We start from the raw sequence: 14,970 nt of genomic DNA, 5'->3' as shown, positions 1-14,970 counted from the left end.
CGGAATGCCGCGTGGTGCGTGTTGCCGCGTTTTGGCTCCCCAGCCATGGCGCGTTGGTGCAGAAGCGGTGGCGATGACGAAGGTGGGAGGGAAGTCCTTCGGCATCGCCACCTGTTGCTCAGTTGGCGTAGTACATCTGGTATTCGAGCGGATGCGTGGCGGCGCGGAAGCGGGTCACTTCCTGCATCTTCAGCGCGATGTAGCCATCGATGAAGTCGTCGGTCATCACGCCGCCGGCCTTGAGGAACTCGCGGTCCTTGTCCAGCGCTTCCAGGGCCTGGTCCAGGCTGGAGCACACCTGCGGAATCAGCTTCTCTTCTTCCGGCGGCAGGTCGTACAGGTCCTTGTCGCTCGGTGCGCCCGGGTCGATCTGGTTCTTGATGCCGTCCAGGCCGGCCATCATCAGCACGGTGAAGGTCAGGTAGCCGGACTGGATCGGATCGGGGAAGCGCATTTCAATGCGGCGCGCCTTCGGGTTGGACACCCACGGAATGCGGCACGAGGCCGAGCGGTTGCGGGCCGAGTAGGCCAGCATGACCGGGGCTTCGAAGCCGGGCACCAGGCGCTTGTAGCTGTTGGTGCCGGAGTTGGCGAAGGCGTTGATGGCCTTGGCGTGCTTGAAGATGCCGCCGATGTACCACAGCGCCAGCTGGCTCAGGCCGCCGTAGCCGTCGCCGGAGAACAGGTTGGTGCCGCCCTTGGACAGCGACTGGTGCACGTGCATGCCGCTGCCGTTGTCGCCGACGATCGGCTTGGGCATGAAGGTGGCGGTCTTGCCATTGCGGTGCGCGACGTTCTTGATGACGTGCTTCATGCGCAGCAGTTCGTCGGCCTTCTGCACCAGGGTGCTGAACTTGGTGCCGATTTCGCACTGGCCGGCGGTGGCCACTTCGTGGTGCTGCACTTCGACTTCAATGCCGACCTGTTCCAGCGTCTTGCACATTTCAGCGCGCAGGTCGTGCAGCGAATCGGTCGGCGGGACCGGGAAGTAACCGCCCTTGACCGCCGGACGGTAGCCGCTGTTGGCGCCGTCGAACTTGTCGCCGGTGCTCCATGCGGCTTCTTCGGAGGAGATCTTGAAGAAGGTGTTGCCCATGTCGTTGGCGAACTGGACGGAGTCGAAGATGAAGAACTCCGGCTCCGGGCCAAAGAAGGCCTGTTCGGCAATGCCGGAGGACTTCAGGTAGGCCTCGGCGCGCTTGGCGATGCCGCGCGGGCAGCGGCCGTACGGCTGCATGGTGGCCGGGTCCAGGATGTCGCAGCTGATCACCAGGGTCGGGTGCTGGTAGAACGGGTCGACGTAGGCGCTGGCCGGGTCCGGCAGCAGGACCATGTCGGACTCATTGATGCCCTTCCAGCCGGCGATGGAGCTGCCGTCGAACATCTTGCCTTCTTCGAACAGCGACGGTTCCACGATGCTGACCGGGAAGGTGACGTGCTGTTCCACACCGCGCATGTCGACAAAACGCAGGTCGATGAACTCGATCTGGTTGTCCTTGATCAGCTTCTCAACATTTTCCACGGACATCGGTGAAACCTCAGATGGGTGATTGCCTGTGTGGATAGAGCAATCCCCGTGCCAACTTTTCGTGGCGCACAAGTGGTTGATTTCACACGGCGTGCACCCGGATGGACGCTGAACGCGGCGCACCATTGCGGTGCAATGGCCGCACCATGCACACATTTGGTGCGGGTTGTGATGTTTTATGATTTGACCGCACCAGCCGGGCAGGGCCCGGCTCTACCCCTTCATTTTTCGAGCAATTGCCCGCCGATGTCCGATCTGTTCTCCGCCCTGCTGTTGGGCATCCTTGAAGGCCTTACCGAATTCCTGCCGATTTCCAGCACCGGCCACCTGCTGATCGCCCAGCACTGGCTGGGCGCACGCTCGGACTTCTTCAACATCGTGATCCAGGCCGGTGCGATCCTGGCCATCACCCTGGTGTTCCGCCAGCGGCTGTGGACGCTGGCCACCGGCCTGCACGACCGCGCCAACCGCGATTACGTGCTCAAGCTGGGCACCGCGTTTCTGGTGACCGCGATCGTGGGCCTGCCGGTCCGGCTGGCCGGCTGGGAGCTGCCCGAAACGGTGACCCCGGTGGCGTGGGCGCTGATCATCGGCGGTATCTGGATGATCCTGGTGGAAGCGCGCACCGCGCGCCTGCCCGACCGCGACGAGGTGACCTGGAAGGTGGCGGTGCTGGTTGGCCTGGCGCAGGTGGTGGCGGGCGTGTTCCCGGGCACCTCGCGGTCGGCGGCGGCAATCTTCATCGCCATGCTGTTCGGCCTGAGCAGGCGCGCGGCCGCCACTGAATTCGTGTTCCTGGTGGGTATTCCCACCATGTTCGCCGCCAGTGGCTACGCATTCCTGGAGCTGGCCAAGGACGGCAAGCTGGCCAGCGAGAACTGGGCCGACGTGGGCGTGGCCTTCGTTGCCGCCGTCATCACCGGCTTCGTCGTAGTGAAGTGGCTGCTGGGCTACATCAAGGCCCACCGCTTCACGGCGTTTGCGTTCTACCGGATCGCACTCGGCGCGGGCCTGCTGCTGTTCCTGCCTGCCGGGAACTGAACAGCGCCGCGCCGCCGCAACCCCACCCGGGGTGCTCCAGCGTTATTCCCCGGGTTCCCAAGGAGATGTCCATGAAAACCACCCGCAACCTGATGCTGATCCTGCCGCTGGCCCTGCTGGCTGCGTGCAGCAACCCCTCCAGCCATGCCCCCGCCGGCCCCGGCCGCGACGACCTCGCGCCGGCCCCGACCGCCGCCGCCGACCAGAAGGCCGCCGTGCAGCTGGACGTGCAGCGCCTGCAGGGCAACCACTGGGTGCTCGACAGCGCCACCGACAGCGCCGGCAAGCGCATCGATGCGCTGTTCGCGCGCGCCGACAAGCCGGTCACGCTGGACTTCATCGATGGCCGCCTGGCCGTGAGCAATACCTGCAACCGCATGGGTGGCGGCTACACCCTGGCCGACGGCACGCTGACCGTCTCGCCGATGGCCTCGACCATGATGGCCTGCACCGACAAGGCGCTGATGGCGCTGGACCAGGCGGTGGGTTCGCGGCTGGAAGGCGCGCTGAAGACCGAGCTGGGCGGCGAAGGCCAGCTCACCCTGCGCACCGCCAGCGGTGACGTGCTGGTGTTCAGCCCGCAGCCCACCGCCGAAACCCGCTTCGGCGGCCCGGGCGAGACGATCTTCATCGAGGTGGCCGCGCAGACCAAGCCGTGCCCGCACCCGATGATCCGCGACAAGCAGTGCCTGCAGACCCGTGAGATCCACTTCGACGACAAGGGGATCAAGCAGGGCACGCCGGGCGCGTTCGAGAACTTCTACGACGTGATCGAGGGCTATACCCACGAAGTCGGCACGCGCAACGTGCTGCGGGTGAAGCGCTTCAACGTGGCCAACCCGCCGGCCGATGCGTCGTCGAAGGCGTATGTGCTGGATATGGTCGTGGAGTCTGCGACCGAGAAGTGACCGCGAGGGTGCCGACCAACGGTATGCCCGCCCGTCCTGGCGGGCACCCTGCGGGCCGTCGCTGCGCGACGTTGGGAACGGCGCCTGCCGTTCCCTTCGGCACGCGTCTGGATTATGCCAACGCCGGGTTGAGCGTGTAGGTGCCGTGCAATGCGGCTTCGGCCAGCACGTGGCCGTGCATGGCCTTGTGCACGTCGGCGGCGGTGAACGGGGTGGGCAGCTCGAGCGTGGCCACGTCCAGCGCGAACAGGCGGAAGAAGTAACGGTGCACGCGCGCGTCGTTGAACGGCGGGTACGGGCCGTCGTAGCCCAGGTACTGGCCGGCCATGTCCGGGTTGCCGGCGAACCAGCCGGTGAAATCGTTCAGGCCCTGGCGCGCACCGGCCGGGCCGGCAGGCTGCGGCTTGCCCTTGGCGGTGAAGCCATCGCTGCAGCTGCCTTCGGCAATCTCGCGCAGGTCTGCCGGAATGTCGGCCATCGCCCAGTGGGTGAAGTCGGCACGTGGCTGGTCGGCGGGCACGCTGCAGTCGCTGCGGCCCACCGTTTCCGGCACCGTGGGCACGTCCGGGTCGATGCACAGCAGGGCGAACGAACGGGTGCCCTCGGGCACCTCGCTCCAGGCCAGCGGCGGGTTGCGGTTGGCGGCGAAGCCGTTGGCATCGCCCGCGGCGAACGTGGCGGGGATCGGTGCGCCGTTGCACAGGGCGGAACTGGTCAGTTTCATTGCAAGGTCCTCCTTACGCTTCCGGATAGCCAAGCCGCACCGCGACCGGGGTGAGCTGGGCGAACGCGGACCCCAGCACCTCGCGGTAGTGGCGCCAGTGACCGGCCGGCAGGCGTGCCGGGCCCAGCGTCCGCGCCGGCGGCAGCTGCACGCCGAACAGGCTGCCCAGCTGCGCGGCCATGGCCTCGGGGTCGTTGCCGATATCATCGACGCGCACGAGGGCGTGCGGGTACAGGTCCTGCTCGTGCAGCGTGGCGATCTGGGTCAGCGAACGGGTCAGCCATTCGGCCGCTTCGTTCACCGAGTTCACCGCGAACGGCGTCGGCGCGCCATGCGCCAGCCACTGCAGCAGCATGTCGCGCGGGTCGCGCAGCACCAGCAGCAGGCGGCCTTCCGGCAGCTGCGGACGCAGCGACCACAGCAGCGCGTTGTCCCACCACAGCAGCCAGTCGATGACGTTGGCGTCGGCCAGGCCGCGCTCGGGCAGCTGCGCGCGCCACTGTTCGACCAGCTGTTCCGGCGCCAACTTGCCGGTGGAGAGGTCCTGCAGCGTGTGGTAGCTCTGGAAGGCATCGTTGGGCGGGTTGGGACCGAAACGGTCGCCGCGCAGCACCTTGCTGCCGGCGGCGATGGCCGCGATGACCCGCTCCACGCCCGAGCCCGGCGCGCCCCAGACGAACATCGGGCGCGCGCTGATCGTCTCGGGAATGCTGCCGGAGTCCGGCCAGGTCAGCGGTGCCTTGGCCTGCGGCGGCAACGGCAGGCGCTGCGAGGATTCGGAGGCATGCAGGCTGGCCCAGGTCGACAGGGCCGCATCAAACTGGCCGGCACGGTCCTGCACGCTGCCCAGCCACGCACGCAGCGCACCGCGGTCGGCTTCGGGCTGGGCGTCGACCAGTGCCTGTACGTGGGCGACCGCGGCAGCCGGATCGCGCGCCAGCAGGGCATCCACCAGGCGGGTTTCGCCGCTGGCGCGGCCGGGTTCAATGGCGATGATCTGCCGCGCCACCGCTTCGGCAGCGGCGGCATCGCCGGCCATGTCGTGCAGGCGCAGGCGCGCTTCCAGCGCCGGCAGGTGATCCGGCACGGCCGCGATCCAGCGATCGGCCACGGCGGCGGCCTCGGCACTGCCAACCACTTCGATGGCCAGGCGGGCCATCCACAGGTTGTGTTCCTGCGGGTGCGTTTCCAGCGTGGCATCCAGGGTGTCGCGGGCCTGCTGCTCGCGGCCCAGGCGCTGCCAGGCCATCAGCAGCAGCTGCAGGGTCTGGCGGTCGGCCGGCCACTGTTCCAGCACCGGCAGCAGGTGTTCCAGCGCCTGCAGCGGCTGGCCCGACTGCAGGGCCAGCTCGCCGGCCAGGCGGCGCATCGCCGGGGTGTCGGTCTCGGGCTGGGCCAGCACCTGGCCCACGATGGCGGCGGCGTTTTCGGTATTGCCCTGGCGCAGGGCCAGCTGCACCAGCAGGCCCTGCAGCGAAGTGATGGCCGGGTTGATCTCCAGCACGCGGCGGAAGGCCTGTTCGGCAAACGCCAGCAGGTCCTTGCCCATATAGGCAAAGCCCAGCGCATAGAGGATGCGTGCATCGTTGGGCAGCGCCTGGCTGGCGGCCGAGAGCAGCGCCAGCGCACGGTCGGCATCATTGCGGCGCAGCGCGATCATGCCCTGCAGCGCCACCACTTCGGCGTTGTCTTCCTCGACGCGCGCGGCGGTGCGGGTGATCCGCTCGGCCTCGTCCACATCGTTGCGCGACAACGCCAGGTGGGCCTGCATCAGGTAGGCCGACAGTTCGTTGGGATTGAGCTCTGCGGTGCGGTCCAGCGCGCTGTTGGCGGCGTCGAACTGGCGCAGCGCCAGCAGCAGGCCGGCGTGCTGCAGATGCAGTTCGGCATTGTCCGGGGCCAGCTCCAGCCCGCGCTGCAGGCTGGCCAGTGCTGCGTCGTGCTGGCCCTGCTGCTGCAGCGCCAGGGCCAGCCAGCGGTGCGCCTGCGGCTGCTCCGGCTCGGCCTGGATCCATTCGCGCGCCAGCTGCGCGGCTTCTTCCACTGCATTGCGGCGCAGGGCTTGGAGAATAGTGTCTTGCATGACGGTCCGGCTTGGGGTCAAACCCCGATTGTAGAACACCGGCGCCGGCGCGCCGGGCCGGGCCTCAGCGCAGCGCTTCCAGGCTCAGCCGCTGGGCCACCCAGCGTTCGGAGAAGCCATCGCCGCGCCAGTTTTCCAGGAAGCCGCAGTGGCCGCCCCACGGGGCGATTTCCAGCCGGGCATGGGCCGGCAGGCGCCAGCCGTGGAAGGTGGCGTAGGGAATGACCGGGTCGTCCTGGGCCATCAGGATGTCGGCCGGCACTTCCAGCCCGGCCAAGCGGTCGCCGGCGATGGAATAGCCGTCGAAGTAAGCCTGCAGGGTGCCGAATTCGGTGTGGTGTTCCACCAGCCAGGCGGTCAGCGCGCGGATGTCCAGCTTCAGCACGCGGTCGTCCCAGTCGCTCAGCTCGGGGAACAGGTCGCGCTTGCGGCGCAGCGAGCCGGCCCATTTGCGGCGGAAGTACCAGTCGTACATCGCCGGGCCGTTTTCGATGCTTTCCATGGTGATCGCCGGATCCAGCACCGGGCAGACCGAGGCCACCCGCCGCAGCGGCACCCCGGCCGACGGCGCGCGCAGCGCCAGCCGCAGCACGAAATTGCCGCCCAGCGAGTAGCCGGCGGCCACCAGCGGCAACTGCGGCCAGCGCCGGGCGATGTCGCCGGCGGCGTGCACCACTTCGTCGATGCGGTTGGAGTGGAAGATGCCGGGGTTGAGGTGGTGGGTGTTGCCGTGGTCGCGGAAGTTCAGGCGCACCACGTCGTAGCCGGCCTCGAGCATGCGCGCGGCGGTCATGCGCATGTAGCTGGATTCGGAACTGCCTTCCCAGCCATGCAGCAGCAGCGCCATGCCGACCGGCTCACGGCCTTCGATGCGGCTGTGCCAGCCCTGCAGGCGCACGCCTTCGCCGCCGTCCAGGATCAGCTCTTCGGTGAGCGCACCGGTGGCGGCCAGCAGCACCAGGCCGCGCTGCATGCGCATGCGGCTGGAGCTGAGCATCGACTGCAGGTGCGGGTTGCGCAGCCAACGCGGCGGACAGTAGTCGGCAGCGGTCAGCATCGCGCTATTGGGCGTTCATGGCCGCCACGATGCGCGCACGCGAGGTTTCCGCGATGCGGCGGCGGCCTTCCAGGTCATGGGTGCCAATGGGCGCGAGGAAATGCACCTCGGCCCGCCGTGCCGGTTCCCCCAGCAGGCGCAGGAAGTTGGCGAAGAAGCTTTCGCGCTCGCCGAACGCGACCACCGTCTGCGCGTCGCCGCGCACGCCGTAGCGCAGCGCCACCGGCTGTACCGGCACCTGGGTTTCTACTGCGGCCTGGAAGATGCGGGCGTGGAACGGGCCCACTTCATGGCCACCGCGGGTGCGCCCTTCCGGGAACACGCCCACGGCCTTGCCTTGCTGCAGGCGCTCGACCATCAGCTGCATCACCCCGCCCAGCGATTCGGTGCTGCCGCGCTGGTGGAAGATGGTCTGCCCGCGTGCGGCCAGCCAGCCGACCACCGGCCAGCCGGCGATTTCGCGCTTGGCGACGAAGCCCATCATGCGCTGGCTGTGCAGCATGGAGATGTCCACCCAGCTGACGTGGTTGGCCACGAACAGCACCGCGCCCGGCAACGGCGTGCCGATGCGGTGCAGGCGGAAGCCGAAGATCCACATCAACCCGCCCGACCAGGCATTGACCAGCAGGTGCTCCAGCGTACGCCCGCCCACGCGCAGGTTGCCCCACGGCGGCAGCATGCCGACCAGGAGCAGCGGAAGGAACAGCAGCAGGTGGACCAGCAGCAGGGGAACGCGGTACAGGTAACGGCACACACGCGCCACGCCGCCACGCGAGGCCGAAGGGGGGGAAGTCATCCGCGAACGATACCCGAGCGCTGCGGGGTCTGCCAGCGTGGCGGGCCATCCGCCACAGCAGGTCAAGCCGGGCTCAGCCCGGGCGGACCGCCGGGACCACGGCCAGGGTCAGCCGCGAGGTGCAGACCAGCTTGCCTGCCTCGTCTTCGATGCGGATGTCCCACACGTGGGTGCTGCGGCCCACGTGCACGGCCCGCGCCGTACCGGTGACGGTGCCACCGCGCTGGGCGCGGATGTGGTTGGCGTTGATCTCCAGGCCCACGCAGACCTGTTCGCGGGTATCCACGCACAGGTTGCCGGCGCTGCTGCCCAGAGTTTCGGCCAGCACCACCGAGGCGCCCCCGTGCAGGATGCCGTAAGGCTGGCGGGTGCGCGCCTCGACCGGCATGGTGGCCTGGACCCAGTCGTCACCGGCGGCAGTAAAGACGATGCCAAGGTGTTCGATCAGGGTGTTGCGGCTGAGCGCGTTGAGCGCCTCGATCGAAACCGGCTCGCGGAATACCTGGGACATGCGCTGCTTCCTTGGAACGAAGAGTATTACAGGATGGGCACCAGGCCGGCGCCGAACGCGGTGAGCATGCGCACCAGCAGCCACTTCGGGCCGACGTTGACCTCGGGGAAATCGCCCACGGCCACATAGCAGCGGTGGAAGTCCGGGTCCTGGCGGCGCAGCGGGTCCGGGCAGTCCGGGCCGGGCTGGAATTCGTAATCGGTGGCGTAACGCCACGGCCAGAAATCGAGCACGGGCAATGCTTCGGAGGCCTTGCCCACGCTGTAGTTCAGGCCCGACAGCACCGGCGGTTTGGTCCGCGGCGCCACCACCCAGGAGTTCTTGGGGTGGATGTCGCGCAGGATGCTCTGCGCCAGCGCTTCGGCAAACGCCGGGTCATCGATGATCACTGCGCCCTCGGTGTTGTAGTTCTCGCTGCGCGGGTCGAAGTTGTGGGTGCCGATCACACCGATGCGGCGGTCCACCACCAGTGATTTGGCGTGCAGGCCCATGCGCGCACCGCTGCGGGTGACCGGCAGCGGCTTGTTCACCGCCTTGGTGCCCAGGAACGAAGGCCGGGTTTCGGCACGCAGCACGCGGCGTTCCACCACGCTGCCGTCGGTACGGCGGCGCGCGGCCGGGCCGGGGGTCGGCTGCGGGCGGTCGCCGGCGTCGTCGGTGGCTGGCACGGTGCCGGCGTCTTCCTGCGCCACGGGCGGTGCGGTGGCGCCCGTGGTGCCCGCGCTGCGCCGGTTGCTGCCGCTGCCGCGCGCGTTGCTGCCAGCCGCGCTGCCACCCAACAGGCTGCTGCGCCCGCTGTCGGTGCTGGGCGTGGTGCCCAGCGGGGCCGGCACCAGGTTGCGGTAGTCGACCGGCGCATCCAGCGGGAACGGCTTGAACTCGTAGATGTTGAAGCCCAGCTCGCGCAGGTTGCGGCGCTTGTACTTGTAGGACAGCGCGTAGACGATCGGGTTGTCGGTGGCGGCCAGGCTGTTGGTGGAGACCACGATGCGCGGCGGTTGTTCGCGCTTGCGCAGTGCCTCGAACAACTTGCGCGCCGGCTTGGACAGTACCAGGTACGGGGTCTGCAGCAGCACTTCGCTCTGCGCGCCGGCAATCAACGAATCCAGCTGCGGCTCGGTCACGTGCTGGCCGTTGGCCGGCTGGCTGGCACGCTCGCGGCGGTGCTTGCGCGGCAGGTCGGCCACATAGCGGACCGAGCGCACCGGCAGCGCGGTATCGACGAACATGCGCTGGATGTAGGCCGGGTCGATCGCCTCATCGATCACCTGTTCCACCCGCGCCGGGCGGCGGTAGTCGGCCGGCGGCATGGCCGGGGCGCCCTGCTTGAGCAGGGTATTGCCCACATCGTTCAGGCGCTCGGCCGGCACGCTGCGCTGGGCGCGCCAGAACGCATCGAAGTTGGCTGCCATGCCGCGCGCTTCGGGGCCGGCCAGCAGTACGTCGCGGTCGCGGAAGTTGTATTCGCTGTCCCAGTCGTAATAGTCGTCCTGGTAATTGCGCCCGCCCACCACGCCCAGCGCATCATCGATCACCAGCAGCTTGTTGTGCATGCGCTGGTTGAAGCGGCGGAAACAGCAGATCACGCTGCCGGCATAATCGGCGTAGTTCAGCCGCGCCTTGCCGAACGTCGGGTTGTAGACGCGTATTTCGAAATTCTGGTGGCTGCTGGCCAGCGCGGCCAGGATCTCCAGGTCGGAGATCGCCGAGAGCTGGTCGATCAGCACCCGCACCTTCACCCCGCGCCGCGCGGCGGCCAGCAGTTCGTCCAGCACCAGCCGGGCGCTGTCGTCCTTGTCGAAGATATAGGTCTGCAGGTCGATGCTGCGGGTGGCGCTGCGGATCAGGTTGATGCGCGCCACCAGCGCGGTTTCGCCCTCGTCCAAGATGGTGGCGTAATGGCGAGGCGCCGCTTCGGTGGATTCGCTGAAGGCCTGCCCGCCCAAGGCGCGCAATGGCGAATCGAGCGCGCAGCGGTCGGGCTTGTCGCAGTCCACCACATGGGAACGCGCCTGCGCCGCAATGCCGGCCGCGCGCTCGCGCTGCGCGTTGGACAGCGACGCACAGCCGCTGCCCAGCAACAGGATTGCCAGCACGATCACCCGCAGCAGGGGATTCACGGTTTCAGCGCCTCGTTGAGACGCGCACGCAGGACGAAGGTCACTCGATCACTCAGGGCTAGCTGCCAGCTGTCCATCCCATACCGGCCACGCTGGACGGTACCGCGGCTGACCACATCGCAATCATACCCGGCCCGGGGGCAGGACGCCGGTTCCACCTGCAGGGTCTCGGGGTGGGATACCCCGCGCAGGATCAGCCGGCCATGGATGCCGCCGCCCTTCTCGACCAGCTGCGGGTCGTAGGGCACTGAATCGAATTCGACCACCGGGTAGCGCCCGGCGTCGAAGAACTCCTCGCCCCGCATCCAGCCGGTGTAGCGGTCCTTGCCGGGTATCTCCACGTAGCCGGTGAACATGCGCAGGTGGACCTGGTGGCGGCCATCGGCCAGCACGTCGATGCGGCCTTCAAAGCGCGGGAACACCCCTTCGATGCGCTGGCCCAGCCGGGTGCGGATCTCGAAGCCCAGGCGCGAGCGCGCCGTATCCAGCTCCATCACGTGTCTGGGTGCGGCCTGGGCCGGGGGCAGGGACGTCACCGGGGGTTCGGCACGCGCCGCCCCCGCCGCCAGCCCGAGCAGACAGCACAACAGGGTTCGTACTGCTGTCACGGCTTACGGCCACCAGAACGCGGTCAGGCTCGCAACGCCGGGCTCGATGGCAGTGTCCCTGGGAATCTGCAGTACCGCTATCCCGCCCGGGGCCATGCCGCGGTATTCGCTGCTGCTGCCGTCGCTCATCAGCGCCACCAGCTGCTCCAGTGCGGGGTTGTGCCCGACCACCAGCAGCCGATCCACGTCCCTGCGGTCATCGACCAGGGCAGCCAATGCACCGGGCGTCGCCTCGTAAATCCCGTCGTCCAAGCGCTTTTCAACGTTGCCGATGACGCCCAGCACCGCTTCGAGGGTCTCGCGGGTACGCCGCGCGGGTGAATACAGCACGCAGTCGGGCAGCAGGTTGTTTTCTTTCAGCCATTTGCCGGCGGCTTCGGCTTCGGCCAGCCCGGTCGACGACAACGGCCGGTCAAGGTCGGCCTGGCCGGTACCCGCAGGTTCGGCATGGGCGTGGCGCAGCAGGATCAGTTCTCGCATAAGGCTCTCTTCTGGCTCAGGCAATCTTCAACCACTTCAACAGTGGCTCCCAGTCACTCTGGTGCTCGCGCACCTGCGCGGAGCGGTAATCGAACAGGCTTCGGCCCAGGCCGGTCATGACCACGTAGCCCTGGGTATCGCGCAGCTTGGCAACGACCGGGTACGGCCACTCCTCCAGCATCTGCTCGGCCTGGCGGGAGGTCTGGGTCCACGGTTTGGTGCGGTTGAGCACCAGCCCCACCGGCAGCTTGCGCTTGTGCACGCGCGGCACCTTGGACAGGGTGTTCAGGAAGCCGACGATGGCTTCGATGTCCAGCGCCGAGGGCAGCACCGGCACCACCACCGCGTCGGCCACGTCCAGGAAGGCGTCCAGCTCACCGGCGCGGGCGCCGGCGGGGGCATCGATGACCAATACCTCGGTGTCGTCAGGCACGTGCTTGAGCGGGTGCTTGCCGCTGGCATCAATGGGCAGCACCGCGCTTTCCAGCCCGGCACGGCGTTCTGCCCAGCGGGTGCTGGAGCCTTGCGGGTCGGCGTCGGCCAGTACGGTCCGTTTGCCGGCCAGGGCGGCCTGCGCCGCCAGGTGGGTGGCAATGGTGGATTTACCCACCCCACCCTTGGAACCGGCTACCAGGATCGTCTTCATGCCAGCCTCGCTTCCGGGGAACGTGACCCGAGCGTACACCGCCCTCCGTGATGGAGATAGTCGCGCGGCTGAACCTCCTGCATCCCGCGCCGCTTTGCTATCGTGCGCGATCCAATGGACTGCAAGCCGGCATGAGCGAGTTACAGGACCTCAGCGCGTTGATCCGCGCCAATACCCCGCTGATCGTGATCGAGACCCAGGACGAGGGTCGTGTGGTGGAGCTGTTCCGGCAGACCCTGATGCATGTCTGGCGGGCCCTGCACCGCTGGTCCATCACCGAAGGCCTGCGCCGGATCGACATGGACCGCGAGGACGACGCGGTCGGCCCGCCCGATGCCAGTTCGGCCCTGCAGATGATCCGCCAGGCCGACCAGCGCGGCATCTACCTGCTGCTCGATTTCCACCCTTACCTGGGCTATGCCAGCCACCAGCGCGCGCTGCGCGACCTGATCCAGCGCCGCCACTGCGAGGCCCACGTACTGGTGCTGATCGGCGCCAAGGTGGAGCTGCCGGCCGAGCTGGAGGCGCTGGCCACCCGCTTCAACCCGCGCCTGCCCGACCCCAACGCGCTGCTCAAGATGCTGCGCGAGGAAGTGGCCGCCTATGCGCGCGAGAACGGCGGCCGCCGGGTTGAAGTGGACAACGATGCGGTCAAGAAGATCCTGCACAACCTGCGCGGGCTGAGCCTGGTGGATGCACGGCGGATCGCCCGCCAGCTGATCTTCGCCGACGGTGCGATCAGCCAGGATGACCTGCCGCAGCTGGCGAAGCTGAAGTTCGAGCTGCTCAACCGCGCCGGGCATCTGCATTACGAATACGACACCACCCGCTTCGCCGACGTGGCCGGGGCCAACCGGCTCAAGCGCTGGGTCAACCAGCGTCGCCCGGTGTTCCTGGGCGGCCAGGGCCCGGCCGGGCTGGACCCGCCCAAGGGCATGCTGCTGCTGGGCGTGCAGGGCTGCGGCAAATCGATGCTGGCCAAAGCCACCGCCGCCGGCTTCGGGGTGCCGCTGCTGCGCCTGGACTTCGGCAGCCTGTACGACAAGTTCCACGGCGAAACCGAGAAGAACCTGCGCGAGGCGCTGGCCTCGGCCGAGCAGCTGGCGCCGTGCGTGCTGTGGATCGACGAGATCGAGAAGGGGCTGGCCAGTGGTGGCGAGGACGGCGGCGTGTCCCGGCGCGTGCTGGGTCACCTGTTGACCTGGCTGGCCGAGCGCAAGAGCCAGGTGTTCATCGTGGCCACCGCCAACCAGGTGCATGAGCTGCCGCCGGAGCTGCTGCGCAAAGGCCGCTTCGACGAGATCTTCTTCGTCGACCTGCCCGATGCCAATACCCGGGTGGAGCTGCTGCGGCTGCACCTGGGCCGGCGCACGCTCAATGCCGACGATTTCGCGCTGCCGGCGCTGGCGGCGGCCAGCGATGGTTTCTCTGGCGCGGAAATCGAACAGGCCGTGGTGGCCGGGCTGTATGCGGCACATGCCGAACAACGTGCGCTGGACACCGAACTGCTGATGACCGAGATCCGCGGCAGCCGCCCGCTGTCGGTGCTGATGGCCGAACAGGTCAACGGCCTGCGCGACTGGGCACGCGGGCGTACCGTCAGCGCGGACGAATAGACCACGCTCCAGCACGGTGCGGCCACCGGCTTCGAGCAGGGTCGAAGCCGGCGTAACCTGCGGGTGTTACGGCCAAGCCGGCGGCTGCGCCGCCCAGGCCTGCTGCACTTCGGCCAAGGTGGCACGTTCACTGTCGCGCCAGCCCGGCAGTGCCTGCGCGTAGCCGTCGCTGGTGCTCCAACGCTGCGGCTCGGTGCGCACGGCGGCGGCGTACCACTTCACCGCTTCGTCCTTGCGACCCAGCGTCCACAACGCCAGCGCGTAGGTCTGCGGCACCCACGATGCGTTGCCGCGCAGGCCCTGCTGGGCGCTGTGCCACTGCACCAGGGCCGCCTCGGCGTCACCCTGGCGGAACAGATCCCAGCCATGGTTCCAGCGCACCATGCGGCCCGGCACCGAGGTACCCGGCGCATTCTTTTCCGCATCGGCGTACAGCTCGCGGCCCAGCTCCGGGCGGCCCTGTGCATAGGCCACGCTGGCCAGCTGCACGGTGGCTTCCAGCGCCTTGCGGCCACGTTCGCGTTGTTTCATCAGCTGGTCGACGACATCGCTGCTGTCGGCCGGCACGACCACGGGCGTGACCGCAGCCACGTCGTCATCGAAGTAGAACTCCTGCAATGCCGGCAACGATTGCGCTGCCGCCCCGAACACATTCATCCCCGCCGCCAGCACCATGCCGGTCAGCATCTTTCTTGCCACTGCCATACAAACTCCCCCAGGTTGTCACAACAACCTCCCTCCCCGATCCTAACCGCAGCTCGCCCGCGGTGCGAGTCCCGAAGGCCAGAAAATGCCCGGCTGATACAATTCCGCCCTTTCCGGCCGCCCTCGCGGTGGCCGTGCCAGCCGTCA

Annotated in this window: 14 protein-coding genes; 3 read left to right on the top strand and 11 right to left on the bottom strand. The window is 68.2% G+C overall.

Going from position 1 to position 14,970, the window contains the following annotated elements; genetic code table 11:
- Positions 1-118: 118 nt before the first annotated feature.
- Complete coding sequence (gene glnA / locus AC06E7_RS07340; protein ID WP_184126272.1) at positions 119-1,528, bottom strand: type I glutamate--ammonia ligase; 1,410 nt, start codon at positions 1,526-1,528, stop codon at positions 119-121.
- Positions 1,529-1,774: 246 nt separating this feature from the next.
- Between glnA and AC06E7_RS07335 the strand changes: the two genes are divergently transcribed.
- Together AC06E7_RS07335 and AC06E7_RS07330 are read left to right on the top strand one after the other, a co-directional pair.
- On the top strand, positions 1,775-2,569 hold the full coding sequence (locus AC06E7_RS07335) for an undecaprenyl-diphosphate phosphatase (RefSeq protein ID WP_093535287.1): 795 nt from the start codon (positions 1,775-1,777) through the stop codon (positions 2,567-2,569).
- 71 nt (positions 2,570-2,640) lie between these two features.
- Complete coding sequence (locus AC06E7_RS07330; protein ID WP_478063820.1) at positions 2,641-3,477, top strand: META domain-containing protein; 837 nt, start codon at positions 2,641-2,643, stop codon at positions 3,475-3,477.
- A 112-nt stretch (positions 3,478-3,589) separates the two neighbouring features.
- On the opposite strand, the gene AC06E7_RS07325 is transcribed toward AC06E7_RS07330, so the two are convergent.
- The 9 genes from AC06E7_RS07325 to AC06E7_RS07285 all read right to left on the bottom strand — a co-directional run bounded on the left by AC06E7_RS07325 (position 3,590) and on the right by AC06E7_RS07285 (position 12,502).
- Complete coding sequence (locus AC06E7_RS07325) at positions 3,590-4,201, bottom strand: YbhB/YbcL family Raf kinase inhibitor-like protein (protein WP_478063818.1); 612 nt, start codon at positions 4,199-4,201, stop codon at positions 3,590-3,592.
- Between the two features lie 13 nt (positions 4,202-4,214).
- Positions 4,215-6,284 (bottom strand): tetratricopeptide repeat protein, encoded by a 2,070-nt coding sequence (locus AC06E7_RS07320; RefSeq protein ID WP_478063816.1) that lies wholly within the window; start codon positions 6,282-6,284, stop codon positions 4,215-4,217.
- Between the two features lie 64 nt (positions 6,285-6,348).
- Positions 6,349-7,341 (bottom strand): YheT family hydrolase, encoded by a 993-nt coding sequence (locus tag AC06E7_RS07315; protein WP_068848229.1) that lies wholly within the window; start codon positions 7,339-7,341, stop codon positions 6,349-6,351.
- A gap of 4 nt (positions 7,342-7,345) precedes the next feature.
- Entirely contained in the window at positions 7,346-8,137 is a 792-nt protein-coding gene (locus AC06E7_RS07310) for a lysophospholipid acyltransferase family protein (protein WP_095362459.1), read from the bottom strand.
- A 73-nt stretch (positions 8,138-8,210) separates the two neighbouring features.
- Positions 8,211-8,648 (bottom strand): hotdog fold thioesterase, encoded by a 438-nt coding sequence (locus AC06E7_RS07305; RefSeq protein WP_478063813.1) that lies wholly within the window; start codon positions 8,646-8,648, stop codon positions 8,211-8,213.
- A 26-nt stretch (positions 8,649-8,674) separates the two neighbouring features.
- Positions 8,675-10,768, bottom strand: a complete 2,094-nt coding sequence (locus AC06E7_RS07300; protein WP_478063811.1) for a phospholipase D family protein — start codon at positions 10,766-10,768, stop codon at positions 8,675-8,677.
- Complete coding sequence (locus AC06E7_RS07295; protein WP_083214025.1) at positions 10,765-11,262, bottom strand: YceI family protein; 498 nt, start codon at positions 11,260-11,262, stop codon at positions 10,765-10,767. Before AC06E7_RS07295 ends, AC06E7_RS07300 begins: the two co-directional genes overlap by 4 nt.
- 117 nt (positions 11,263-11,379) lie before the next feature.
- Positions 11,380-11,856, bottom strand: a complete 477-nt coding sequence (locus AC06E7_RS07290) for a SixA phosphatase family protein (RefSeq protein ID WP_068848219.1) — start codon at positions 11,854-11,856, stop codon at positions 11,380-11,382.
- Positions 11,857-11,872: 16 nt separating this feature from the next.
- Positions 11,873-12,502 carry a ParA family protein gene (locus tag AC06E7_RS07285; protein WP_217538716.1) on the bottom strand — a complete coding sequence of 210 codons (630 nt, stop codon included), beginning with the start codon at positions 12,500-12,502 and terminating at the stop codon, positions 11,873-11,875.
- Positions 12,503-12,633: 131 nt separating this feature from the next.
- Between AC06E7_RS07285 and AC06E7_RS07280 the strand changes: the two genes are divergently transcribed.
- The gene (locus AC06E7_RS07280) at positions 12,634-14,118 is read left to right on the top strand and encodes an AAA family ATPase (protein WP_068848215.1); all 1,485 of its coding nucleotides are present in this window, start codon (positions 12,634-12,636) and stop codon (positions 14,116-14,118) included.
- A gap of 66 nt (positions 14,119-14,184) precedes the next feature.
- On the opposite strand, the gene AC06E7_RS07275 is transcribed toward AC06E7_RS07280, so the two are convergent.
- Positions 14,185-14,823, bottom strand: a complete 639-nt coding sequence (locus AC06E7_RS07275; protein WP_184126281.1) for a tetratricopeptide repeat protein — start codon at positions 14,821-14,823, stop codon at positions 14,185-14,187.
- Positions 14,824-14,970: the final 147 nt, after the last annotated feature.

The sequence above is a fragment of the Stenotrophomonas sp. Steno-Z4 genome (assembly GCF_056393145.1).
This window is presented reverse-complemented; position numbering and strand designations above follow the sequence as displayed.